The organism is Streptomyces sp. NPDC055400, from assembly GCF_053644375.1.
Genome location: NZ_JBSHLM010000022.1, coordinates 93,964 through 116,002, shown reverse-complemented (window position 1 = coordinate 116,002; position 22,039 = coordinate 93,964). Strand labels below are relative to the sequence as shown.

Genomic DNA, 22,039 nt, shown 5'->3' with positions numbered 1-22,039 from the left:
GCTTCAGGCTCTGTCCTCGCAGCCCTTGCGGAGCCACACCAGGCGACCGGCGCCGAGCAGCAGGATCAGGAGGGCGGCAGCGCCGGCGACGACGCCTGCGAGTTGCACGCCGCTGAGACCGCCGTCCGCGTCGCCCACGACCGCGCCCGACTGTGCCGGTTCCGCCACCACCTTGCTGTTCTTGCCTTCGCTGCCGTACAGCAGCGTCCTGCCGTCGGTCGTGTACGTGATCGCCTCGCCCTGCTTCTGCTTGGGCACCTCCAACTTCCGCGGGTCGGAGGGTTTCCCGTCCCGCCACGCGTACATGACGCCTTCGTCGCCCCGGACGGCCAGCTCGGTGCCGTCCGGGGAGAAGGCGGCGTCCGTCACCCACAGGTCGATGTCGGCGACCCGGTCGAGGACGTTGTCGCCGTGCGTGCTGAGCTGTTCCGGGGCCTCGTACAGGGCGCCCCCGTCCTTGTCCTTGGTGATGACGTAGACACGGCCGGTCTCGGGATGGACGGCGATCGACTCGGCGTTGTGCGCCCCGTCCTCGTACGTCACGTGGTACTCGGTGGCCGACACCTTCTGGTCGGTGAGGTCCGACGGCTCCTTGAGGCGGTAGATCCAGACGTGGTCCTCGTTCTTCTTGTTGTCACCGATCGCGCCGACGTAGAGGTGGCCGTCCCGGCCGACCGAGATCGCCTCGACGTCGTGCGGCTTGCCGACGCCGGTGTACGTGATGCGGGCGACCGTCTCGCCACTGGCACCGTCAATCGCGTACAAGTACGTGCCGTCGTCACCGTCGTTGTGCGTCCAGTAGATCCCCGGATGCGCGCGCGAGGCGGCGAGCCCACTCGACTCGGTGATCCGTGGGTCCCTGATCGTGAACCCGTCCTCACCCGCGACGGACGCGGAGGCCGCTCCCGCGCCCGCGGCCACCACCAACAAAACGGATGCCGACAATGCGGTGACGAGACTCAGGGCGTGACGCATCAACACGATGCGCGGTCCTTCCTGTTGCCGGGTGGGAGATGTCCTCACGATGCGTGCAGGTTGCCGACGCGGCCGCTCTCGTCGGGGTCGCGGTCGCCGCTGAGGCGGATGTCGATCTCGTCGAGGCCCTTGATGCCGAGAGTGAGAAGTTCACCGGGGCCAAGGGGTCGGTCGAGGGTGCCGCCCGGCGTGCCGGTGGTGAGGAGATCGCCGGGGCGCAAGGGTGTGACGGCGCTGGCCTCGGAGACGAGGGTCGCGACGTCGAAGTGCAGCTCCGAGGTGTTGGCCTTCTGGACGAGTCGGTCGCCGAGCCTGCTCGTGAGCGTCAACCCTCGTGCGCCGGGCGGAAGTTGGTCGGCGGTGAGCAGGACGGGCCCGACCAGGAGAGCGTCGTGGACGTGCGCCGTCACGATGTATCCGGCGACGCACCGGAAGGCCTCGGACGCGGGAACGCGATGGGCGGGCCGCGCGACGACGACGCCGAGCTCCACGCCCCAGTCCAGGGACTGCCCGAACCGGGCGGGGAGTGACAGCGTGGCTTGCGCGCCCGCGGTGCGGGACGGTCGCACGATGCGCAGAGCAGGCGCCTGTGGGCGCTCCTGCCTCAACTCGCGGCTACGCGTGGGGTAGTTGGGTCCTACGCGGATGACCCTCGTCGCGGTGAGGAGCGGCTCGGCCGGCGTGGCCGCATGCAGCGGGAGCTGTTCACCGCCACTGTGGGCGGCGGCGCCGCGCTTCCAGTCGGGGCCCGACGCGATCAGGGCGCCGACGTCCGCATGAGGCAGGAGCGTCAGATGCTTCTTGTCGATACGGGCGGCGGCGGTGCGGTCACGTGTGAGCCGGATCGTGGTCAGCCTCATCGGTGTCGTCCTTCGGAGCGATGGTCGAGTCGGGCAGGAGCAGGCGGAAAGTGCAGCCTTCGCCCGGACGATTGTCGAGTTCGAGGCGCCCGCCGTGCGCCGTGGCGATGGCCGAGGCGATGGCGAGGCCGAGCCCGGCACCCGGTTCGGCCTCGGTCGCGGCTTCGGGCTCCGCTTCCACTTCCGCTCCGGCTTCCACTTCCGCTCCGGCTTCCGCCTCGGCAGACGGGTCCGACGGCCCGAGCGGTGTGGCCCGGTAGAAGCGCTCGAAGACATTTGGAGCCTCATCGGGTCTGATGCCGGGTCCGTTGTCGGCAACCTCGATGACACAGACCGGGGTGTGGGGCGGCATCGGCGGACCGGCCCCCAGGACACCCCGGGTCGCGGTGCGGGCGGCGCCGACCCGGACGCGGACGCGGGTGCCGGCAGGGGTGTGGGTACAGGCGTTGGTCAGCAGATTGCCCAGCACTTGGGCCAGTTGGTGCGGGTCCCCGGACGCCTCAATGATGTCCAGATCGCCCTCGGGGCTCGTGGACGGGGCCTCCCCCGGCCGCCCGGCCACGGGAGTCCGGGACACGGGCGAGAGCGGATCCAAGGTGATGCCGTGCCGTGGGTGACGTATCGCGGTGGTGGCGATTGCGTCGGCCGCCAAGGAGAGCAGGTCGACGGGTTCACGGTGCTCGCTGCGCGTACCGCTGTCGCCGGCACCCAGTTTGGCGAGGAGGAACAGGTCGTCGACGAGGCGGCTCATCCGATCGGCGTTGTGGGCGATCAGAGCGTGCGCCTCACGGCGTCGGCCGTCCGCCATGCCGGGTTCCTCGATGAGCAGTTCGGCGAAGCCCTGCACGGCGGTGAGCGGCGTACGCAGCTCGTGCCCGACGTCGGCGAGAAAGCGGCGCAGCTGCTGTTCGGAGTGCTCCGTGCGGTGCAGTGCGGTGCGCAGCCGGTCGAGCATGGTGTTGAGGGCCAGGCCGAGCCGCCCGACCTCGGTGTCGGGAGTGGTGACGGGAACATTGAGTTCCAGGGCACCGTCGGTGATGCGCTGGGCGGTGCGTTCGACGCGGGTGAGCGGACGCAGGCCCAGGCGGACGGCTCCGTTGCCCAGGACCACGACACCGACGGCGACCGCGACGCCGAGCCCCAGGCTGAGCCAGAGGAGTTTGGTGGTGGCACCGTCGACGGTGTCCAGGGGCAGTGCGACGACGGCCCGCATGCCGTCGGACCCGGAGTAGGCGACCACGCGCCAGCCCGATCCTGCGGCACCGTCCTTGGACGGAACGGTGCTCGGCTGCCCCGTTGTGAGATGTACGTCGGCAGCCCGGGCGGGAAGTTGGGGCCCCGGCTGATGTCCGTTACCGAGGGAGGTGCCCAGCAGGCGGCCGTCCTCGTCGTAGAAGTAGACGCGGTAATCCGAAGGGAGCGCGTTCTCCGACGCGGGCGGCCGCAGCCGGTCACCGTCGGCCACGTCCTCGTAGACCCGGTCCGGAGGCCTGAAGTGGGCGAGCCGGTCGTCGACCTGGTCGGTGAGCCAGCCACGCAGCACGGCCAGACCGGCGAACTGGCACACAAGGACGGCGCTCGTGGCCAGCAGCCCGGCGATCAGGACGAGGCGGCCGCGCAGGGAGCGCGGGCGCGGCAGCCTGAGCCGGAAGCGCGACAACAGGCTGGGCCTCCTCATCGCGTCGCCGCGTCGGCCTCGTCGCGCGGCAGACGCAGACAGTAGCCGACGCCGCGCACCGTGTGGATCAGCGAGGGCGCGTCGCGGTCGATCTTCCGGCGCAGGTTCTTGACGTAGGTGTCGACGATCCGGGTGTCGCCGGAGAAGTCGTACCGCCACACCTGCTGCAGGATCTCGGCCTTCTCGAAGACACGTTCGGGATGCGTCAGCAGGCAGGACAGCAGGCGGAATTCCGTCGGCGACAGCTTCAGCAGCCGGTCTGCGCGGCGTACCTCCCTTGTGTTCTCGTCCAGCGTGAGGTCGGCGTACCGCACGGGTGGGCGGATGCCCGCGGGGGCGGCGGATGTGCCGGTGCGGCGCAGGATGGCGCGGACCCGCAGCAGCACCTCCTGGACGTGGAAGGGTTTGGTGACGTAGTCGTCACCGCCGGAGCTGAGCCCGATGATGCGGTCCTCCACACCGTCACGCGCGGTGAGGAACAGTACGGGCGTGTAGACGCCCTGTGCGCGCAGGTCGCGCGTGACCTGGAAACCGTCGGTGTCGGGCAGCATCACGTCGAGGACGATCAGATCGGGCCGTCGACTACCGACCCCGAACATGGCCTCCTGCCCGCTCGCGGCACTCGCCACGGTATAGCCTGCCGCGCTCAGCGCGGAGGTGAGCAGAGTGCGGATGCTGGCGTCGTCCTCCACGACCAGGACCGTGTGCCCGGCGGCAGGCGTACGTGTTGGGGTGTGCGGGTCGATCACGTTCGGGCACCTCTGGATACCGATCCTGGTCAAGGAGGGCCAGGCTAGGCGGCAACCCTGTCATTAGAAGCCGCGAAACCTTTGAAAAATGAATGAATCCGGCATCCCGGACCGGGGATCGAGGCCGTGGGCGTGGGCGGTCCGGGATGCCGGAGCTGTCAGCCGGTCACCTCCTTGTCCTTGGCCAGGGCCGCGGACCGCTGGGTGACGGTCTTCTGCAGCTTGGCCACGGCACTGTCCAGCGTCTTGGACCCGGCACCGGCCTTGCGTGCCTGCGCTACGACGTCCTTGAGGTCGTCGACCGCGGCACCGGAGGCGTAGAGCTTCTGGTACTGCTTCTTGTACGCCTTCTTGTAAACCTCGTCGAAGGCGTCGGACTTGAGGAACTTCTCCTTCAGGATGTGGCCCTGCATAGTGCGCGCACCATTGCCCGGACCTTGGGCCTGGCCCTGATCCTCACCGCCCTGACCGCCGCCGCCGGCCATGCCCTGGGGCATCCCCTCGGGCATGCCGGAAGGCATGTCGGTGGGCATACCGGAAGGCATGCCTTCGGGCATCTTCCCGTCGCCCGCACCACCGGCCGCCCCGCCCGCAGCACCACCCGCGGCCCCGGCACCGGCGCCACCGGCGCCGCCGCCCATCATGGAGCCGAGGCTGACCTCGTCGTCGGGGCCGGACGTCGCGTCCCCGTTGAACGACAGGTTGTAGTCCCAGCCCAGAACGGAGAACTTCTTGGTGTCCAGGTCATACCACAGCACGTAGTTCTTGCCGGGTCCGGCCATGTCGTCCGGGTTCAGGATCAGGTTCTGCAGGGCGACGTAGTTGGCCAGCGAGTCCACATCGACGTACTGGTGCAGATCGCGGGCGAACTCCTTGTCCGAGGCGCTGTTGATCCACTTGATGAACTTCATCACCGGCTCAAGATCCTGGCTGCCGATCTTGTTCAGCTGCTTGAAGGACGTCTCGTAGTCGGTCGGATCGTCACCCTTGTACTCGAAGCTGCTGCTCGCCCGCGCCTTGTAGGCCACGCCGTTGCCGCCGCCGACGCTCTCGGCGTAATCGGTGTCCGGGCTCTCGACCATCAGGCGTGTGGAGGTCGGCCGGTTGTTCACCGTCACCTTGGTGAAGGCGTACCGCTCGGCCTTCTGCCCGCTCTCGTCGGCCAGCTGCAGCGACAACGCCTCGTTGACCGGGACGTCGCCGTTGCTCCCGGGGCGCAGCGAGATCTCCCGCTCGCCCTGGTAGGCACGGCCCTCGACGAATTCGTCGATCTTGACGAGCCAGGGCAGTTCCTCGGGCTTCTTGGCGGAGAGGTCGTAACTGATCATCCCGCCGATGCCGGCCGTGCCGCCCTTGGCATTGCCCTTGCCCGCTCCCTGGCCTGTTCTGCCCGCCTTACCGGCGGCGCCACCAGGGGCGCCGCCGGCCGCGGCGCCCTGCCCGGCACCGGGCAGGGCCCGGCCGCCACCGGGCATGCCCTTGTTGCCGCGCAGGGACGACAGGGTGGAGTTGCCCTTCAGACGGATCCCGACGTCATTGAGGTAGACCCCGTCGATGGTGAGGTCGGCCTCGATGTAGTCCTTGGTCCCGTCCTCCTTGTACTCCTTCATCATCTTGTTGAAGTCGGTCTGCTGATAGGCGAGTTGGATCGAGTGCCGCGCCGACGTGTCGTACAGGTCCACCGTCCCCTGGACGTCGTCCGTGATGGCATCCGCCTCCGCGGTGGAGGACGAGGTCACGTACGGGGATATCCGCGCCTCACCGGCGAAGACGACCATGGCGGCGAGCCCGACGCCCAGCGCCGCGACCGGCTTCCAGTGGTGGCGCAGGCGTACGGGCAACCGGTCCCGCAGCCGCCGCCTGCGCCGCACGGAGCTCTCGCCGCTCATCACAGGTCCGTCGTGTCGTAACCGGTCAGCACCGTGACCCGCTGGCCGGACGTACGTTCCTGAAGAGCGCCCACCAGGTCACCCGGCTCGGCACCCTTCTTCAACCGCACCGTATAGAAGACCTCGTTGAGCGCACCGCCGCGGATGGTCTCCGTGCTGACGAGCTCGAACTCGCTCGTGTACTTGATGAGGACGTCACGGATCTGCGGCGTGTAGTCGTCACCGGCCGGGACCTGGACCTTGACGACCTGACGCGCCACGTTCAGGGCGAACCAGTTGAACTTGAACATGATCAGGATGACGACGCAGATCACGACGGCGCCGACCGCGGCCAGCGTGTAGAACCGGGCACCGCAGGCCATGCCGATCGCCATGGCCAGGAATATGAAGCCGACGTCCCTGGTCTCCTTGACCGCGTTGCGGAAGCGGACCACGGACAACGCACCGACCAGCGAGAACGCGCGGGCCAGGTTGGACCCGACGATCAGCATGATCAGCGCGACGATCATGCCGACGATGATCAGCGTCTGCACATAGGACTGGCTGTAGGAGACATTGCGGTGCGTGTACCGGTACGTGTAACCGATCAGCGTCGTCAGGATGAACGACAACGCCATCGCCGCCACGACATCGGCCACGCTGAACGTGCCGCTGAGTTCCTGTAGATCGAAGTTCACTTTGCTCCTACCTTCAACGGCGCATCAGGCTGCGCCGACCGCTGCTCCAGCGGCTGCTCTTCAATGGGGGTGGGCGGGGGACAGTCCGCCTCGTTGATGTGGAAAATCGAACGCGGTGCGAGCCCGAACGCCTCGATGGACTGCACGTACTTCGAGACCCGGATCAGGTTGAGATTGCGCCGCGCGGCCAGATCGGTGATCCAGTACGGGGTGCGCTCGTTCACCTTGATCTCCATCACCGACAGGTGCGGCGGGATCGTGAACCGGTTCTCCGCCGTCGCGATGCCGAAGTGGAAGTCCCGGTCACGGCCTCGGATGCGCCGGTCGAAGGTGACCCGAAGGCCGGTGTCCTCGGCCCGGCCGACGAGCGCCTCGCGCTGGTAGCCGGTGATGGCGGCAGGCCGCAGGTTGGTCCGTACGACGAGATCGAGCACCTCGTGGATGAAGGCGCGCTCCTTCGGCGAGTGGTCCACCAGCTCCCGGTCGTCGCACAACTGCCGGGCCGCGCCGTAGGGGAGCATGATGCGCCGCTTCTGAGTGACCCGGTTCACGCGCTGCTTGATCTCGACACAGACCGTCGAGTCGTCGGTGACCCCGTCGAGGTTCCCGTAGTGCCGGATACGCAGCTTGCGGCGAAACTTCAGACCCTCGATCTTCTCCCAGTAGAACTGGAGTTGAGGGCTGTCGTAGTACAGGCTCCACACGCCGTACCCGCCGACCGGACTGTGGTCGTCGGCGTCCATCCGCTTGGCCAGCTCGTCGCGGATGTCAGCCGCCTCATCGACCGGGACCAGGTACTTCAGCTCGAACCTGTTGAACGCGTGCAGCCGACTGGCCACCTGCAGGGGTTCCTCCCTCTCCTGAACCACCATGCGCCTCCTTGCTCGTACGTTGCGGACCGACCGGCCACGCACACGCAACCAACGGCAGATGAGGAGCCCATGAGAAACGCGGGTAGATTCCAGGAGACTTCCAGGCAACGAGAAAGTGAACAAAGAAGGTGGCCCAAGTGGAACGACCTCGGTGAACAGGCGATGACACTCCGCACCTACAGTGACCTGCTCCGGGGGAGATCCCATGCCCGCGTTATGACGGGTGACGCGAGAGGAACCACTCAGTGAGCTGGCACTACGTCGTCGGGAACAAGTTCAGCGGCGAGGTCATCGCGTTCAAGGCGCACGACGACCATGTCCAGGTCCACCTGGAGATCCGCAAGGACAGCGGAACGAGCGGATTCTGCACTATCCGGTCCCAGTCCGAGGACGGCGCCGAGGTAGGCCGCGCCGACTTCCACTTCACCGAGCACACCGGCCGCATCGACAAGGTGATCACGCTGCGAACCATAGGACGGGGCACAACAGGGGAGCTGGTCGGCTGCCGCGCCTCCTGATGGTGGGTTGGCGCTATCTGCGGGTGGGGAGCCGGACGGGGTGTTGATGGCGAACGTGCGCTGGCTGGCGGGCTATCGGCACCGGCGCGTGTACCGCAAGGAGGTCGCGGACCGGATGGTGAGCGTATTCGCGGATGGCAGCGGGTTGTTGGCAGGGGCGCGAAGCGGGCCATCAGATCGCGGTGTTGCTAGTAGGGCTCCGTTAGGCCTGTCTCGCCGTCCTATTCGGGGGCATGTTGGAGGGTATGGACACGCATGAAGTGAACCGTGCTCGGGCGAAGTTGGCGTTGTTTGTGGCTGATGTGTTCGCCTCCGTGCCGCGGAAGGATCAGCGGGCCAAGAGCGACTGTTATCTGCGGGGGCTGATGCTGGACGGGCGGCGTAAGTCGATCCAGCCGATGGCGGAGCGTCTGCCGGATGGCAACGAGCAGAACCTGCAGCAGTTCGTGAACCAGTCGACCTGGGATCCGGTGCCGGTGCGGCGGCGGATCGCGGAGCGGATGGTGCCGCTGATCGGCCCGGATGCCTGGGCGGTCGATGATGTGTCGTTCCCTAAGGACGGGATGATGTCGGTGGCGGTTGCGCACCAGTACTGCGGGGCTTTGGGCAAGCAGGCCAACTGCCAGGTCGCGGTGAGCGTGCATGCGGTCTCCGACACGGCGTCCTGTCCGCTGCAGTGGCGATTATTCGTGCCCCAGGAGTGGGCGCACGACGCCGGACGGCGGCAGAAGACCGGGATACTGCCAGAGGTCGGGCACCGGGAGAAGTGGCGCCTGGCCCTGGACACCCTTGATGAGCTGGCCGGGTGGGGGCTGGTGCCGCCGGTGGTGGTGGCCGACGCCGGCTACGGGCAGAACGCCGACTTCCGCGACGGCCTGAGCGAGCGGGGCATCGGCTATGTGGTCGCCGTCCGTTCGGATGTGACTGTCCACCCGCACGACGCGCAGCCCACCGCCCCGGCGTGGTCCGGGAACGGCCGCAAGCCGCAGTCCCGCTACCGGGACAAGCCGTCCTCGGTGGCCGCGCTGGCGGCCGGCCATGGCCGGCAGGCATTCACCGAGGTGACCTGGCGGGAAGGCTCCCGCGGACCGATGCGCTCGCGCTTTCTGGCACTGCGGGTGCGGCCGGCCGGGGTTCGGGCCCGCCGCCTGGCCCAGGCCGCCGCCACCGCGCGGGAGGGCTGCTGGGACGGTGTCCTGCCCGAGGTCACGCTGCTGCTCGAATGGCCCGAAGGCGCCGAAGCACCCACCGACTACTGGCTGTCCAACCTGCCCGCCGGCACCCCGATCACCGCACTGGTCCGCCTGGCGAAGATCCGCTGGCGCATCGAGCACGACTACCGGGAACTCAAACACGGTCTCGGCCTGGACCACTTCGAGGGACGTTCCTGGATGGGCTGGCATCACCACGTCACCCTGGTCACCGCCGCCCAAGCGTTCCTCACCGAACAGCGCATGGCCCCAAAAGCCGATACAGCGGACTCACCCTCTACCAGATCCTCGACACCATCCAAGACCTGCTGAACTGCTGGACCAGCACCTGCACCACCTGCCACCGCCCCCTGCCCAGAACATCAACCACCAGCCAGAACCCAAGATCCAGAGGAACCTAACGGAGTCCTATTAGAAGGGTGCACACCAGGTGTAGGCGCAGGCCCCAGAAAAAGCGGCTGTGGCTGGCGCAATAGCCGTATTCGGCCCAGCCTGCCAGGTCGGAGCGTTTGACGGTCTCGCGGGAGCGGCCGCATTCCACCGGGGTGGAGTCCACGACCCATACGTCGTCGCTCCGCACCGAGGTGGTGGCGGCCAGGATCCGGTTGACGCTTCGCATCAGACCGGCGGCCTTGCGCACCCGCTTGTTGTAGCCGGGCTGCTGGGGCAGTTAGGGGAAGAGGTGGCGCAGGCGGGCACGGGCATGGCGGAGCCATTTGGCCTCGGAGGTGAAGCCGAGTACGGCCTGCATCGTGGCGAGGATGACCAGTTCGGCATCGCTCAGGCGGGGCGTAATGCCGACCGGCGGGCGCCACGCCGCCAGCTCGGGATGCTCCCTCAGCATGTCGTCGGTCGTCGCACAGAGTGCTGTCGCGAGGGTGTCCACGTCGTTCGCCATAAGACGATCTTGGACACTTTCATTCTCGTCTCCGCAGGCACCCCTTGGACCACACCACCAGGAGGAACCAGTGTCATACCCTCAACCGCTCACCCCCGAGGAGAAACTCGCCGACGCAAAGAAGCAGCTGAGCCTCCCGCGTATCGTCGTGATCTGCGGCTCCACCCGTTTCATGACCGAGATGAACGAGGCCGATCTGCGGGAGACCAAAGCCGGAAAGATTGTCGTCAAATCGGGCTGCGACATGAAGTCGCCGCACGAACTTTGGTCCGATCCTGCCGAGGCCGCAGCGCTGAAGGTTCGACTCGACGATCTGCACCGAGCGAAAATCCGGCTCGCTGACGAGGTCCTCGTAGTCGGCGACTACATCGGAGACAGCACCCGAGCCGAAATCGCCTACGCCCGGTCACTGGGCAAGCCCGTGCGGTTCACGCACCACGACGTCGACCCCGACGCCTGACCAGCCGCTGCCACCTCGACAACCAGGACCGGCAGCCCGCCGCCTGACCGCGGCAAACCACCGCGACGCCCACCGCACCCGCGTCACCGAGGACTCCGTCCGCGTGGCCTTCGTCCTCGAAACCCTCCTGGCCGCCCGCGACGGCCACCTCCTCAAGGCGGCCGCCGAGGAGCTCCAGGGCCTGCTCCTGCCCCGTGCCGCGCAGGCCCAGGTGCACTACCTCAGTCCCCAGCAGCCCGCGGTCACGGCATGAGCTGAACGGGCGCCACCCTGCTGTGTCAGGTGCTCGACATCGGCAATGCTGTGTCAGGTGCTCGACATCGGCGTGGGGGCGGGGGCGGCGGACCGCGCCTTGGGATCTTCCACGTGCCGCGTCTCCCTCGCCAACGCCACCGTGCCCGCCGTGAGGGCGCTCATCAGCGCGATGAAGACGACGACGCCCATCACGCTGTGGTCGAACCAGAGCAGCAGCGCGGTGGCGAGCATCGGCGCGAGCCCTCCGGTCAGGACGGTGCCGATGTTGTTGGCGACACCGACCGCGCTGAACCGCACCTTCGTGTCGAAGAGTTCCGCGAAGAACGCGGGCTGCGAGCCGAGGATCGCCGACTGCCCGATGCCGAGCGTGACCAGCAGTGCCACCCAGATGAGCGTCGTGTTCCCGCCGTCGACGATCGTGAAGAACGGCCACGCCGCGAGCAGCAGCACCAGCGCCCCGCCGATAGACACCGGCCGCCGCCCGACGCGGTCCGAGAGCGCGCCGAACGCGGGCACCGTCACCAGCTTCACGGCCGCCGCGATCGAGATACCACTGAGCAGTGCGGCGGTCGACATGCCTCTGTCCTCGGCGTACGCCACCGAGAAGGTACCGAAGATGTAGTAGCCGGCGTTCTCGGCGGCGCCCGCGCCGATCACGATCAGCATCTCCTTGGGGTAACGCCGCCAGGCCTCCACGAACCGGGTGCGGGCAAGGCGCTCGCGCCAGGTGCCGGTGCGGTCCCGGGCCACGGTGGCGCCGTTCTCCTTGAATTCGGCGGTTTCGTCGAGCGACCTGCGCACCCACAGGCCGAACAGGGTGAGTACCGCGCTCAGCAGGAACGGGATACGCCAGCCCCAGGACAGGAACGCGTCCTCGCTCAGCAGCCCGGTGCACAGTGCGAAGACGCCCGTGGACAGCAGGGTCCCGGTGCCCGTTCCGATGGCGGGGAGCGAGGTGAGCAGTCCGCGCCACTTCGGCGGTGCGTTCTCGAACAGGATGATCAGTGCCCCGGTCTTCTCGCCGCCCGCCGCGAAGCCCTGCACGAACCGCAGCGCCGTCAGGAGCAGCGGTGCGGCCACGCCGATCTGCCCATACGTCGGCAGCAGCCCGATGGCGGTGGTGGCGAGGCCCATCAGGAGCAGCGTCGCCACGAGGACCTTCTTGCGGCCCTGGGTGTCGCCCTTCTCGCCGAAGTAGGCACCGCCGAGCGGGCGGGCGAGGAAGCCGATGGCGAAGGTGCCGTATGCGAGGACCGTGCCGACGAGCGGGTCACTGTCGGGGAAGTACACCTTGTTGAAGACCAGGGACGCCGCAGTGCCGTAGAGCGCGAAGTCGTACCACTCGACGGTCGTGCCGAAGACCGCCGCGATCGCCACCCTCGGCTGCAACAGCCGTCTCCTGCTTGCCACTTCGCTCATGGGACTCCCTCGTCGCCGGATGACTGGAGCGGGAGGAGAATCACCGTAGTACCGCCTGGTGGTTCTCTTGTGCCGCTGAATGGTTCGGTGATGTTATGGAGGGGCCCACCTCGTGGCAAGGGGTCGGCGCCGATGTGTTCTGTTTCCGGGAGGAGACCCATGCCCGAGTCCGACGCAGGGGGCGTACGCAGCGTGCAGCGCGCGGTCGACCTGCTCGCTCTGTACGACGCCGAGCACCCCGCCCGCACCGTCCGTGAACTGGTCGACGAGACGGGGCTGGCCAAATCCACCGTCGTACGTCTTGTGCACACGCTGGAGCAGTGCGGCCTGCTGTGGAGCCGTGGCGACGGCCGAACCGTCCCGGGCCCCGGGCTGCTGCGCTGGGCCGAACTGGCGAGCTCCACCTGGCAGTTGCCCGAGCCGGCGCTCGCCTTGATGAAGCAGCTGAGCGAGGCCAGCGGCGGCGAGGCCGTGCATCTGTACGTGCGTCAGCAGGGCGCCCGCGTCTGCATCGCCCGGCACGAGGGAACGCGCACGCTGCGGCATGTCGTCCGCGTCGGCGAACAGATGCCTCTGTGGTCCGGCGCCGCCAGTCACGTCCTGCTCTCTCGCGCCGAGCACGCCGACGTCGAGGCGGTGGCCCAGGCCGCCCCGCACGAGGACTGGCCCACGCTGCTGTGGGAGCGGGCGCAGCGGGCCGCCGTATCCGGCTGGTCGGCCAGTGACGGGGAGCGCGAGGCGGGCGTGTCCGGTGTCGCCGCGCCCGTCTTCGACCGGTCCGGCCGCGTCGCCGCCGCCCTCGCCCTGGGCGGGCCCACCACACGGTTCACCGAGGAGACCGTCGCCGCATTCGCGAAACTCCTCGTCGAGTCGGCCACCGCACTCACCGTCCTCGACTGCATCGGAGGCACCGCCCGATGAGTACGCCGCTCCTTGAGGGCGTACGCGTCCTCGACCTCACCAATGTCCTCGCCGGCCCCTTCGCGGGCTACCAGCTCGCCCTCCAGGGCGCCGACGTCCTCAAGATCGAGATGCCCGAATCCGGCGATCTGGCCCGGCAGTTGGGTGCAGATCGCGAGCTCAGCGAAGACCTGCTCGGCGCCTCGTTCCTCGCACAGAACGCCGGTAAGCGCTCTCTCACTCTCAACCTCAAGGAGACGGCGGGCAAGGAGTCCCTGCAGCGGGCCGTGCGCGACGCCGATGTCCTCGTGGAGAACTTCCGGCCCGGTGTCATGGACCGCCTCGGCGTCGGCTGGGAGGTACTCAAGCGCGAGAATCCGAGCCTCGTCTACTGCGCCATCTCGGGTTTCGGGCAGACCGGGCCGATGCGCGAACGCCCCGCCTACGACCAGATCGTGCAGGGCCTGAGCGGCATGATGAGCGTCACCGGCACGCCCGACGTCACCCCGCTGCGGGCCGGGTTCCCGGTCGCCGACACCCTGGGCGGCATGGCCGCGGCGTACGCGATCGCGGCCGCGCTCGTGCGCCGCGCGCGCACGGGTCAGGGCGCCTTCCTCGACGTATCGATGCTGGAGGCCGCGCTCACGGCGATGGGCTGGGTCACCTCCAACTACCTGATCACCGGCCGCACTCCGCAGCCCATGGGCAACGAGAACTTCACCGCTGCCCCCTCCGGAACCTTCGCCACCGCCGACGGCCACCTCAACATCGCCGCCAACCGCCAGCAGCAGTTCGCGACCCTGTGCCGCCTCATCGACCGAGACGACCTCCTGGCCGACCCGCGCTTCACTCACCCGGCCGACCGCAAGACGCACCGCGATCAGCTGCGCACCGAGATCGAGACCGGTCTCGCGCTGCGCACCGCCAAGGAGTGGGAGGAGATCCTCTCCGACGCGGGCGTCCCCGCCGCCCGCGTCCTGTCCGTCCCGGACGCCCTCGGCCTGGAACAGCTGGCGGCACGCGGCTTCCTCCACCACCTCTCCTTCCCCGACGGCCGCGACCGGCCCCTGGAGGTCCTCGGCAGCGCGTTCCAGGTGGACGGCGAACCGGTCGGCCCGGGGAGCCCACCTCCATTGCTCGGCGAGCACACCGGCACGGCCCTGGCCGAACTCGGTTACGGGAAGCGGGAGATCGAGGAACTACGCGCGAAGGGAGCGGTGTGATGATGCAAACGACCGAGGGCACACTGATCGAGCAGGACAGGGTCACCGACTGGTGGTCCACCGCCGTGAGCCGCATCCGCCCCGGCGAGATCCTGCTCCGCGGCTACCCGGTGGAACAACTCATCGGCCATGTGACCTTCGCCGAGCAGATCTGGCTGATGCTGCGCGGCGAACTCCCCACCCCCGTACAGGGAAAGCTCCTTGAGGCCGCCCTCGTATCCGCCGTCGACCACGGCCCACAGGCACCGTCCATCGCCGCCGCACGGATGGCCGCCACCTGCGGGGTCGGCCTCAACAGCGCGGTCGCCACCGGCGCGGGCCTCCTCGGCGACACGCACGGCGGGGCGGGCCAGCAGTGCATGGAGGTCCTGGAACGCATCGTCGCCGGCGCCGAGCCCGCAGACCTGGTAGCGGAGTTCAGAGGACGCAAGGCGTACGTACCCGGCTTCGGCCACCGCTTCCACCCGCACGACCCGCGCCGCGACCCCCTGCTCGCACTGGTGCGCGAGGCGGTGGGCGCAGGGGAAGTACCAGGCCGAGCGCTGGCCGCCGGACTCGCCCTTGAGGAGGCTCTGGCAAAGGGCCGCGCCCGCCCGGTGCCGATGAACATCGACGGGGCAACCGCCATCATCTACGCCGAACTGGGCTTCCCCGCCGAACTGGGCCGCGGCCTGTTCGTCCTCTCCCGCAGCGTCGGCATCCTCGCGCACGCCTGGGAGGAGCACGAGGCCGGCACCCGGATCAAGGGCCCGCTGCCCAGACCCTTGCTGGCCGGGTACCACGGTGTGCGACCGCGCGACCTGGAGCGCGGGCGCCCTGCGGGGTGACGTCACCGCCACAGGCCAGGGACCGGCCGCCCGATCGCGTCCAGCGATGGGGCGGCCGGTCCGAACGGATCAAGCCCTGTGGCACCCGACGGTCAGCCTGGCTGATCTCGCAGCCTACGGTCGAAACCCGCGTAGGCGAACGCGGTTGCGAGGATGCGACTCCTGGGCAGATCTCCTGCGCGACTGCGCTCGGCGAGGAATGCGCGCTCCCTTTCTCGCGGTCGGCGATGGAGCGCTTGGCTTCTGGAAGGCCTGGCCGAGGTCTTCCCTGAGACGCGCCGTCAAAGATGCTGGGTTCAGAAGATCGCCGATGTCGCGAACGCCCTGCCGAAGTCCGCCCAGCCCGGTGCGAAGAAGGCCCTGCACGAGATGTACAACGCCGGGGACCGTGAGCACGAGGTGGAGGCGGTCGGGGCGTTCTCCACGACCTACGGGACGAAGTTCCCCATGGTCAAGGCCGTCAAGAAGATCACCGACGACGTGGACGAACTACTGGCGTTCTACGACTTTCCCGCCGGACACTTGATCCATCTGCGGACCACGAATCCTATCGAGTCGACCTTCGCGCGGCCGCAAGGTCGTCGTGCCACCGTCCGCCTGCGCACGAAAGTCACCAAGGGCGCCGGCAGCGCGGCCGCCGCTCTGGCCATGGTCTTCAAGCTCGTCGAGTCCGCCCAGGCCCGCCGGCGGGCCGTGAACGCACCTCACCTCGTCACCCTCGCTCGTCCGTGCGGGCGCCCGCCGGCATTCTCATCCTCCAGACCCTGCTCTGGCAGGACGAACTGCGCGCCCCCGGAGACCTCGCCTCCTCCGCACCAATCACCCACCGGGAACTGGAACTCGCCGAGATACTGATGCGCGAACTCACGGGCGTCGAGGTCGACCAGCTCCAAGACGAGTACCAACACGCACTCGAGCAACTGGTCGAGGCAAAGGTGACCGGCGGCCAGCTGGCCACGCCACCCGAGCCCCGCCGGCGGTGGACCTGATGGCCGCACTCGAAGAGTCGGTGCGAGCCGCACGCACCCACCAAGACGGCGCCTGAACGACCGCCGGGACGGGGCGGCAGCACCGCCAGGGAGTACGGGTGATCCAGTGCCAGCCGGTGTCGTTGGCGGCAAAGGCGTTGCCCTTGAGCACAGACAGCAGTGACCGGCCGGAGGCCTCTCACGTGCCCGGAGAGTCACGGAGGTCGGCCCCCGGCCGGTGTCTCTGCCGGGAACTACCGGTACGCCGGGTCGAAGTCCGGCTTGCCCGGGGCGCATGCGTGCTCGCTCTGCTCCTTGAGCTGGCGGGCCTGGTCCTTCAGACGCTGACGCTCCTGCGGGTCAGCGGCACGTTCCGCGGCCTGTTCCAGGTCCGCAGCCCGAGCACGGATCTGCTCGGCATCACGACCGGACTCACCTGCAGCGCTCATGATCACTCCTTGGGTGACGAGGAAGAGCGGGCCCCATCAGAGAAACAGGACCCGACACCCCCTGCATCTCGATCAATCACCCACCGTTATCCATGCCGTTGGGAAGCCGTCAGGGCCCGGCACGCGTGGTGTGTGCCGGGCCCTGGTTTCGCGCGGTCACCGGGACGTGTCCCAGCGGATCGGGTACGAGACGGTCGGCGTCGGCCGGGGCGCCGGCTTCCCTTGCCGGCCCTCGCTGCTGGCCCCGGTGCCGCTGAAACCGACGACCACCAGGACGACCACCGCCAGGGCGGACATCTGCGACCGGACGCCCGCCGCCCACCGGGAGTGCGCCAGGACCCTCGTACCGTCCGCGCGGACGTACGCATTCACGTGCACCACTGGCTGCTCCCCCATCCAGACCCTGGTCCGCTATGGGCGCACGGGACCCACCAGGAAAGCAGCCACCACCGACAACACATCAAAAGTTGTCGGGAGTTGAGGTTCGACAGGGACCAGATCCGGTCACGGTCTGAGCCCTCTTACCCGCCGCGCCTGACCCGCCAGAAGCCGCGCATGCTCCTCGCCCCAGAGGTAGGACAGGTGGAACCGCCCTCTGGCCCTTGGTCGGCGAGTGCCAACCGTTGCGCCACCGCTTGCCGGTGCGCAGGTTGATGCCGACGATCCGCGCCGCTTCCCGCGTGCTGTAGCCCTGCTCCATGAGCTGGAAGTATGCGGTCCGCTCACGGGTCAGCTTCTTGCCGCCCCCTTGCGGCTTCCTGTCCGTGCGGATCTCGAAGTCCATCGCACCCCTTGAGCTGGGGTGTTGCGACGACCACTAGAACTCGAGCGCCGGAGGGGGCTGCTTTCCCATGCCTGAGGCCACTGACAAGGGTCTTCCAGGGGGTACAGAGCGACTGCCGACCCGGCGTGCCCAGACGTTATGAGCCGGGCTTGCTGCGGGGGGCACCGCCGCGTTCGCGCAGCGTGGCGCCTGCCTCGGTGAGGATGCGGTGGACGAAGCCGTACGAACGCCCGGTGCTCTCCGCGATGCTCCGGATCGAGTCGCCGCCTTCGTACGCGGCCTTCAGTTCGGCGGCGAGCTGGTCGCGCTCCGCACCTGTGATCCGCTTGCCCTTGTCCATACCCGTCTCCCTCGTCGCGACCGGAGGGCGATCATCGCGCACCCTGCGGCGGCCTGTCAGGGAGTCGACCGGGTTCGACAGCCGGCCGTTCGCATCGGATGCGGGCGCATGCCTGCGAGAGGGGACGGCGACCCCGGAGGCGGCGCTGTCATTGGTCTCGCTGCCCAGGCGCGGGTGCGTCGTCAGGACGTCGGGGGCACGGCGCGGGCCAGGGGCTCGACGTCGCCGTAGAGGGCGGCGTGCAGGGCCGCGGCCAGCTCGCGGGCCCGCCCTTCGCTGTCGATGTCGTACAGGACGAAGCAGACAGGGCCGGCAAAGGAGTCGGGGCGGATCTCGTGTGCGTGGATGAGGCGGATGACAGCCTCGCGCACCGCGTCGTACCCCGAGGTGTCGATGGTGTGCTGCGGGGCGGTGAGCGTGTCGGCCTGGACCGTCCACCGCGGGCCCTGGCGCTCCACGGCGATGAACGCGACGCCCTGGTCTTTGGCGGCCTTGCACGCATCGCGGAGGGCGTCCAGACCGGTCGCGTCCGGGATCCGCTCGGCGGGGCAGGGCGTCGGCAGCGGCTCCATGCCAAGCATCCTCCCAGGACACAGACAAAGACGCCGTGCGGTGACGCGGCGCGTCCCCGTAGCAGGCCAGACGTTTAGATCGTGCGCGACAGCGGGCCCGGTCTCCCCTTCCCGGACCGCGTGAGAAAACAGCCCTGGCCGCACCCGTGCGGGGGCAGGGCCAGGGCTTTGCGCTGGGGGCGGTGTTCCGGCGAGCCGGCCGCGGTGATGGACTGGTGGGGCTGCCTGGGGCGGCGGGGCCCAACCCCGATGCCACCAGCGGGCAGCCTGCAAAAGTGTCCCCCGGGGGACACTTTCAAGACGTGAGCCGGGCCCCCTGCCGCAGAGCGCGAGATCAGTTGGCAGGGGACCCAGGTGTTGCCCGCGCCCACGGGGGGGGAAAGCGACGGGCGGTCGATCGGCAACCGGTTCCACAAGTCGCAGGCCGCGAGTGCGCTCGTCTCGCATGCGGGTTACGGCAGTGCGGCTCCTGGGCCGGCCACTCTCCCGGCTTCGACGTCGACCTGCGCAACGTCGTGCAGGGCGGCCGCCGCCACTGCTCGCCATCGAGCGGCCGCCCCGCCCCGCCGCCGGTCACCAGCTCCCGGCGCGTCGCCCCGGCGGGAACACCGGCGCCCCTTCAGCCCGTCGTCCGCGCGTGCGCCACCGCATCGTGTGCCTGCCGGACTACGGCATGGCCATGGCGCAGAAGCTCTACCCGGGCTGCGACATCTGGCTCAACAACCCGCTGCGCCCCCTGGAGGCCTGCGGGACGTCCGGTATGAAGGCCGCCCTGAACGGCTGCCTCAACCTCTCCGTCCTCGACGGCTGGTGGGACGAGTGGTTCACGCCCGACTTCGGCTGGGCGATCCCCACCGCGGACGGCACCGATCGGCAGGCCCAGGGAGGCGAAGGCACCCGCATCGTTGCACCAGAGCTCCCAGCAGCTCAGTCCGCCGGGGCGCCTTCACTGCGATCCACAATCGAGATGACCTCGAAGCCTGTGACGGGCCGCAACGAGCCTCTAGGGTCACGGCATGATCAGACCATTCATATGGCTTATCGCGTGCGCCGGGTTCGGTGTGACCCTTTGGCTCCTGACCAGCGCACCCGACATCAGCTCGGGCTACCCCCTCTCCAAGTGCCACTCCATCCTCGGCACCGAATGGACCCCCAATTACGGGTCGATGGAGAAGGGAGCGGAGACGACATGCGCCTCGTTCCAGACACGACGTCTGGGATGGGCTGTGTTGGTGTCGGTGCCGACGGTGGTGGCGGCGGCCGCGGGACTGCGCAAGCGCGGTGCCTGAGCCTGTACTTACTCGCCTGGACCACAGAACCATCATGGCTACGCGCGCGTGGTTCTGGTCGTAGGGCGCCGACACTTGCCCGCGTCGATGCCCTGCTCGCAGGACATTGGTGGAGGTTTGATGCTCAGATGATCGATTCCAAGGGATCAGTGGTCATAGGCGGTCAGTGAGCGCAGGACGAGCTGGCCGGTGTGGTCGTTGTGCCAGATCGCGGCGGTCAGCGCGAGGATGCGCTGCATGACGCGGGCGATCACGTCGGCCGGTGTGCGGCCTCGGTGCTGTTCGAGGTTGAGCTGGCCCTTGAAGGTCTCGTTGACCGACTCGATGACCTGCCGCAACGGCTTGAACAGCGGGGCCCCGGGCCGTTCCGGCTTGCCATTGCGGGCTGGCCGCAGCAGCCGGATGTCCTGCTCGGCCACCTGGTGCTCGAAGTCGCGGCCGAAGTAGTTCTTGTCGCCGATCAGCGTCTGTCCAGGCCGGGCAGCGACGACGTGCGGTTCGGCGGCGAGCAGGTCCAGCAGGGTCTCGCGTTCGTCGGCCTTGGCCCCGGTCATGGCGAAAGGGATCGGCAGGCCCTGCAGGGTACACACCAGGTGCAGGCGCAGGCCCCAGAAGAAGCGGCTGTGGCTGGCGCAGTACCCGTACTCAGCCCATCCGGCAGGTCGGAGCGTTTGACGGTCCCGCGGGAGCGTCCGCAGTCCACCGGCGTGGAATCCACGATCCACACGTGGTCGCTCCATACAGAGGTGTCGGTAGCCAGCAGCCGGGTCACCCGCCGCAGCAGCTCGGCGGCCTTGCGCAGGCGCTTGTTGTAGCCGGGTTGCTTCGGCAGGTAGGAGAAGAGATGCCGCAGGTGGGAACGGGCATGGCGAAGCCACTTGGCCTCGGAGGTGAAACCCAGCATGGCCTGCACCATCGCGAGCGTGACCAGCTCGGCATCGGTCAGTCGCGGAGCGATCCCGTCCGCCGGACGCCAGGGCGCCAGGGCGCCAGATGCGGCGACGCCTTCAGCAGGTCGTCGGTCTTCACATAGAGGGCGGTGGCGAGGGAGTCCAACTCTGTCTTCACACACTGACGTTGAGCTCCCCCCCTTATGCGCGCAGCCGACCCCTTGGAATCGATCATCTAGGGTGCGGCTCTTCCTGAGTGAGTGGTAGGCGGCCGGGTCCTGGTCTGCGGTGGCTGTTGTTCAGACGCCGGGTGTCAGTGCCGCCGCTTACCATCCGCGTCATGCGTATGCGTGAGTTCTTCATGGTTGACGGTCGGAGACTGTCGTATCTGGACTTCGGCGGTCCGGGTGCTCCGCTTCTGGCCCTGCACGGGCACTACAACGAGGCGTCGACGTTCGCGTCATTGGCCGAGGCGTTGACGCCGCAGTGGAGGGTGATCGCGCTCGATCAACGTGGCCACGGCGAGTCCGACCGTGCTCGCAGCTATGAGCGGGACGACTACGTCGCGGACCTCGCGGCCTTTCACCGGCACCTGGGCACCGGCCCGGTGGCGGTGCTGGGCCACTCGCTGGGCGGGGTGAACGCGTACCAGTACGCTGCCCAGCATGCGGATCGGGTCTCCGCGCTGGTCGTCGAGGATATTGGCGCGGTCGTAGACAGCGACTGGTCGTTCACCACGCGCCTGCCCCGCCGCGCACCGTCACGCCAGGCGCTGATCGCGGCGCTGGGTTCAACGGCCCCCTATCTGGAGTGCTCCTTGCGCCGCTCGGAAGAGGGCTGGGGCTTCTCGTTCGACATCGAACACACCGTGGCGTCCCAGAAGGCCCTCAACGGGGACCACTGGCAAGACTGGACGGCGGTGACCTGCCCCTCCCTGTTGATTCGGGGAACGCGCAGCGACGAGCTGGCGGCCTTCCATGCGCACGAAATGATCGCCCGCCGGGCTGGCAAAGCCCGCCTGGTCGAGCTGTCTGCCGGTCACGTCGTGCATCATGACGCTCCGGGTCAATTCGCCGCCGCGGTGCGGGACTTTCTGTCCGATCCGGGCTGACCCAAGGGAGCCTCGGATCAGGCTGTCAGACGATATCCGTCCTGGTCAGGCCCGCGCGCTGCGGATGGACGAGACCGAACGCGAACACCTCACCGACCTTCTGCGGATGACCGTCGGGCCTCAAACCCGTCAATGCCGGGACCTGGGTCCTCCCGCAGGACGGCTGGGCCCGCATCTTCACAGAAGTCAGCCACCACCAGAACCGCGGCCAGCAGCCGCTGACCA

The 22,039-nt window shown here is 68.5% G+C and carries 21 protein-coding genes and 6 pseudogenes; 12 read left to right on the top strand and 15 right to left on the bottom strand.

The genetic code is table 11. The features are described 5' to 3' along the window. Nucleotides 1–3 precede the first annotated feature (3 nt). The 7 genes from ACWIGU_RS41865 to ACWIGU_RS41835 all read right to left on the bottom strand — a co-directional run bounded on the left by ACWIGU_RS41865 (nucleotide 4) and on the right by ACWIGU_RS41835 (nucleotide 7,700). Nucleotides 4–975, bottom strand: coding sequence for a WD40 repeat domain-containing protein (locus tag ACWIGU_RS41865; RefSeq protein WP_454407168.1), 972 nt, complete (start codon nucleotides 973–975; stop codon nucleotides 4–6). 44 nt (nucleotides 976–1,019) lie between these two features. Continuing rightward, nucleotides 1,020–1,835: a fumarylacetoacetate hydrolase family protein gene (locus ACWIGU_RS41860; protein ID WP_454407100.1), complete on the bottom strand. Its 816-nt coding sequence runs from the start codon at nucleotides 1,833–1,835 to the stop codon at nucleotides 1,020–1,022. After that, nucleotides 1,804–3,513, bottom strand: coding sequence for a sensor histidine kinase (locus tag ACWIGU_RS41855; RefSeq protein ID WP_454407099.1), 1,710 nt, complete (start codon nucleotides 3,511–3,513; stop codon nucleotides 1,804–1,806). Before ACWIGU_RS41855 ends, ACWIGU_RS41860 begins: the two co-directional genes overlap by 32 nt. Further along, nucleotides 3,510–4,262, bottom strand: a complete 753-nt coding sequence (locus ACWIGU_RS41850; RefSeq protein WP_454407098.1) for a response regulator transcription factor — start codon at nucleotides 4,260–4,262, stop codon at nucleotides 3,510–3,512. Before ACWIGU_RS41850 ends, ACWIGU_RS41855 begins: the two co-directional genes overlap by 4 nt. Before the next feature lie 158 nt (nucleotides 4,263–4,420). Next, nucleotides 4,421–6,151, bottom strand: coding sequence for a CotH kinase family protein (locus ACWIGU_RS41845; RefSeq protein ID WP_454407096.1), 1,731 nt, complete (start codon nucleotides 6,149–6,151; stop codon nucleotides 4,421–4,423). Then, a complete protein-coding gene (locus tag ACWIGU_RS41840) occupies nucleotides 6,151–6,828 on the bottom strand; it encodes a DUF4956 domain-containing protein (protein ID WP_454407095.1) in 678 nt (225 codons plus the stop codon). The genes ACWIGU_RS41845 and ACWIGU_RS41840 overlap by 1 nt, the downstream gene beginning before the upstream one ends. Next, nucleotides 6,825–7,700, bottom strand: a complete 876-nt coding sequence (locus tag ACWIGU_RS41835; RefSeq protein ID WP_454407093.1) for a VTC domain-containing protein — start codon at nucleotides 7,698–7,700, stop codon at nucleotides 6,825–6,827. The genes ACWIGU_RS41840 and ACWIGU_RS41835 overlap by 4 nt, the downstream gene beginning before the upstream one ends. Before the next feature lie 248 nt (nucleotides 7,701–7,948). Here ACWIGU_RS41835 and ACWIGU_RS41830 point away from each other — a divergent pair. Together ACWIGU_RS41830 and ACWIGU_RS41825 are read left to right on the top strand one after the other, a co-directional pair. Continuing rightward, nucleotides 7,949–8,218, top strand: a pseudogene (locus ACWIGU_RS41830) (DUF4307 domain-containing protein); the annotation flags it as partial. 245 nt (nucleotides 8,219–8,463) lie between these two features. Next, entirely contained in the window at nucleotides 8,464–9,741 is a 1,278-nt protein-coding gene (locus tag ACWIGU_RS41825; protein ID WP_454407091.1) for an IS701 family transposase, read from the top strand. Nucleotides 9,742–9,844: 103 nt separating this feature from the next. Here ACWIGU_RS41825 and ACWIGU_RS41820 read toward each other — a convergent pair. Beyond that, nucleotides 9,845–10,327, bottom strand: a pseudogene (locus tag ACWIGU_RS41820) (IS982 family transposase); the annotation flags it as partial. 70 nt (nucleotides 10,328–10,397) lie between these two features. On the opposite strand from ACWIGU_RS41820, the gene ACWIGU_RS41815 reads away from it, so the two are divergent. Together ACWIGU_RS41815 and ACWIGU_RS41810 are read left to right on the top strand one after the other, a co-directional pair. After that, nucleotides 10,398–10,787 carry a hypothetical protein gene (locus ACWIGU_RS41815; RefSeq protein WP_454407090.1) on the top strand — a complete coding sequence of 130 codons (390 nt, stop codon included), beginning with the start codon at nucleotides 10,398–10,400 and terminating at the stop codon, nucleotides 10,785–10,787. A gap of 103 nt (nucleotides 10,788–10,890) precedes the next feature. Further along, the gene (locus ACWIGU_RS41810) at nucleotides 10,891–11,040 is read left to right on the top strand and encodes a hypothetical protein (protein WP_454407088.1); all 150 of its coding nucleotides are present in this window, start codon (nucleotides 10,891–10,893) and stop codon (nucleotides 11,038–11,040) included. 53 nt (nucleotides 11,041–11,093) lie between these two features. Here ACWIGU_RS41810 and ACWIGU_RS41805 read toward each other — a convergent pair whose 3' ends face one another. Continuing rightward, nucleotides 11,094–12,461, bottom strand: a complete 1,368-nt coding sequence (locus ACWIGU_RS41805) for an MFS transporter (RefSeq protein WP_454407086.1) — start codon at nucleotides 12,459–12,461, stop codon at nucleotides 11,094–11,096. A 159-nt stretch (nucleotides 12,462–12,620) separates the two neighbouring features. Between ACWIGU_RS41805 and ACWIGU_RS41800 the strand changes: the two genes are divergently transcribed. From ACWIGU_RS41800 to ACWIGU_RS41780, 5 genes and pseudogenes are all read left to right on the top strand, one after another. After that, a complete protein-coding gene (locus ACWIGU_RS41800) occupies nucleotides 12,621–13,382 on the top strand; it encodes an IclR family transcriptional regulator (RefSeq protein WP_454407084.1) in 762 nt (253 codons plus the stop codon). After that, nucleotides 13,379–14,584, top strand: a complete 1,206-nt coding sequence (locus ACWIGU_RS41795) for a CaiB/BaiF CoA transferase family protein (RefSeq protein WP_454407082.1) — start codon at nucleotides 13,379–13,381, stop codon at nucleotides 14,582–14,584. Before ACWIGU_RS41800 ends, ACWIGU_RS41795 begins: the two co-directional genes overlap by 4 nt. Next, nucleotides 14,584–15,411: a citryl-CoA lyase gene (locus tag ACWIGU_RS41790; RefSeq protein ID WP_454407080.1), complete on the top strand. Its 828-nt coding sequence runs from the start codon at nucleotides 14,584–14,586 to the stop codon at nucleotides 15,409–15,411. Before ACWIGU_RS41795 ends, ACWIGU_RS41790 begins: the two co-directional genes overlap by 1 nt. A gap of 157 nt (nucleotides 15,412–15,568) precedes the next feature. Beyond that, nucleotides 15,569–16,137 (top strand): annotated as a pseudogene (locus tag ACWIGU_RS41785) (transposase); the annotation flags it as partial. Between the two features lie 2 nt (nucleotides 16,138–16,139). Beyond that, a complete protein-coding gene (locus ACWIGU_RS41780; RefSeq protein WP_454407173.1) occupies nucleotides 16,140–16,400 on the top strand; it encodes a hypothetical protein in 261 nt (86 codons plus the stop codon). Nucleotides 16,401–16,633: 233 nt separating this feature from the next. Here ACWIGU_RS41780 and ACWIGU_RS41775 read toward each other — a convergent pair whose 3' ends face one another. The 5 genes and pseudogenes from ACWIGU_RS41775 to ACWIGU_RS41755 all read right to left on the bottom strand — a co-directional run bounded on the left by ACWIGU_RS41775 (nucleotide 16,634) and on the right by ACWIGU_RS41755 (nucleotide 18,524). Further along, the gene (locus ACWIGU_RS41775; protein ID WP_454407078.1) at nucleotides 16,634–16,828 is read right to left on the bottom strand and encodes a DUF6381 family protein; all 195 of its coding nucleotides are present in this window, start codon (nucleotides 16,826–16,828) and stop codon (nucleotides 16,634–16,636) included. A gap of 156 nt (nucleotides 16,829–16,984) precedes the next feature. Further along, nucleotides 16,985–17,209, bottom strand: a complete 225-nt coding sequence (locus ACWIGU_RS41770) for a hypothetical protein (RefSeq protein ID WP_454407076.1) — start codon at nucleotides 17,207–17,209, stop codon at nucleotides 16,985–16,987. Between the two features lie 196 nt (nucleotides 17,210–17,405). Next, a pseudogene (locus tag ACWIGU_RS41765) lies at nucleotides 17,406–17,612 on the bottom strand (helix-turn-helix domain-containing protein); the annotation flags it as partial. Between the two features lie 136 nt (nucleotides 17,613–17,748). Continuing rightward, nucleotides 17,749–17,952: a helix-turn-helix domain-containing protein gene (locus ACWIGU_RS41760; RefSeq protein WP_454407074.1), complete on the bottom strand. Its 204-nt coding sequence runs from the start codon at nucleotides 17,950–17,952 to the stop codon at nucleotides 17,749–17,751. Between the two features lie 182 nt (nucleotides 17,953–18,134). Next, nucleotides 18,135–18,524: a hypothetical protein gene (locus tag ACWIGU_RS41755; RefSeq protein ID WP_454407072.1), complete on the bottom strand. Its 390-nt coding sequence runs from the start codon at nucleotides 18,522–18,524 to the stop codon at nucleotides 18,135–18,137. Nucleotides 18,525–19,155: 631 nt separating this feature from the next. Between ACWIGU_RS41755 and ACWIGU_RS41750 the strand changes: the two are divergent. Further along, a pseudogene (locus tag ACWIGU_RS41750) lies at nucleotides 19,156–19,392 on the top strand (glycogen/starch/alpha-glucan phosphorylase); the annotation flags it as partial. A gap of 148 nt (nucleotides 19,393–19,540) precedes the next feature. Next, entirely contained in the window at nucleotides 19,541–19,813 is a 273-nt protein-coding gene (locus tag ACWIGU_RS41745) for a hypothetical protein (RefSeq protein ID WP_454407172.1), read from the top strand. Nucleotides 19,814–19,959: 146 nt separating this feature from the next. On the opposite strand, the pseudogene ACWIGU_RS41740 reads toward ACWIGU_RS41745, so the two are convergent. Continuing rightward, nucleotides 19,960–20,881, bottom strand: a pseudogene (locus ACWIGU_RS41740) (IS982 family transposase). 162 nt (nucleotides 20,882–21,043) lie between these two features. Between ACWIGU_RS41740 and ACWIGU_RS41735 the strand changes: the two are divergent. Next, nucleotides 21,044–21,814 carry an alpha/beta fold hydrolase gene (locus ACWIGU_RS41735; RefSeq protein WP_454407070.1) on the top strand — a complete coding sequence of 257 codons (771 nt, stop codon included), beginning with the start codon at nucleotides 21,044–21,046 and terminating at the stop codon, nucleotides 21,812–21,814. The last annotated feature ends 225 nt before the right edge of the window (nucleotides 21,815–22,039 follow it).

Excerpts from the sequence above, each read along its gene's own strand:
- ACWIGU_RS41865 (WP_454407168.1), bottom strand. The coding sequence starts at position 975 with ATGCGTCACGCCCTGAGTCTCGTCACCGCATTGTCGGCATCCGTTTTG.
- ACWIGU_RS41860 (WP_454407100.1), bottom strand. The coding sequence starts at position 1,835 with ATGAGGCTGACCACGATCCGGCTCACACGTGACCGCACCGCCGCCGCC.
- ACWIGU_RS41855 (WP_454407099.1), bottom strand. The coding sequence starts at position 3,513 with ATGAGGAGGCCCAGCCTGTTGTCGCGCTTCCGGCTCAGGCTGCCGCGC.
- ACWIGU_RS41845 (WP_454407096.1), bottom strand. The coding sequence starts at position 6,151 with ATGAGCGGCGAGAGCTCCGTGCGGCGCAGGCGGCGGCTGCGGGACCGG.
- ACWIGU_RS41835 (WP_454407093.1), bottom strand. The coding sequence starts at position 7,700 with ATGGTGGTTCAGGAGAGGGAGGAACCCCTGCAGGTGGCCAGTCGGCTG.
- ACWIGU_RS41825 (WP_454407091.1), top strand. The coding sequence starts at position 8,464 with ATGGACACGCATGAAGTGAACCGTGCTCGGGCGAAGTTGGCGTTGTTT.
- ACWIGU_RS41805 (WP_454407086.1), bottom strand. The coding sequence starts at position 12,461 with ATGAGCGAAGTGGCAAGCAGGAGACGGCTGTTGCAGCCGAGGGTGGCG.
- ACWIGU_RS41800 (WP_454407084.1), top strand. The coding sequence starts at position 12,621 with ATGCCCGAGTCCGACGCAGGGGGCGTACGCAGCGTGCAGCGCGCGGTC.
- ACWIGU_RS41795 (WP_454407082.1), top strand. The coding sequence starts at position 13,379 with ATGAGTACGCCGCTCCTTGAGGGCGTACGCGTCCTCGACCTCACCAAT.
- ACWIGU_RS41790 (WP_454407080.1), top strand. The coding sequence starts at position 14,584 with ATGATGCAAACGACCGAGGGCACACTGATCGAGCAGGACAGGGTCACC.
- ACWIGU_RS41775 (WP_454407078.1), bottom strand. The coding sequence starts at position 16,828 with ATGAGCGCTGCAGGTGAGTCCGGTCGTGATGCCGAGCAGATCCGTGCT.
- ACWIGU_RS41760 (WP_454407074.1), bottom strand. The coding sequence starts at position 17,952 with ATGGACAAGGGCAAGCGGATCACAGGTGCGGAGCGCGACCAGCTCGCC.
- ACWIGU_RS41755 (WP_454407072.1), bottom strand. The coding sequence starts at position 18,524 with ATGGAGCCGCTGCCGACGCCCTGCCCCGCCGAGCGGATCCCGGACGCG.
- ACWIGU_RS41745 (WP_454407172.1), top strand. The coding sequence starts at position 19,541 with ATGATCAGACCATTCATATGGCTTATCGCGTGCGCCGGGTTCGGTGTG.
- ACWIGU_RS41735 (WP_454407070.1), top strand. The coding sequence starts at position 21,044 with ATGCGTATGCGTGAGTTCTTCATGGTTGACGGTCGGAGACTGTCGTAT.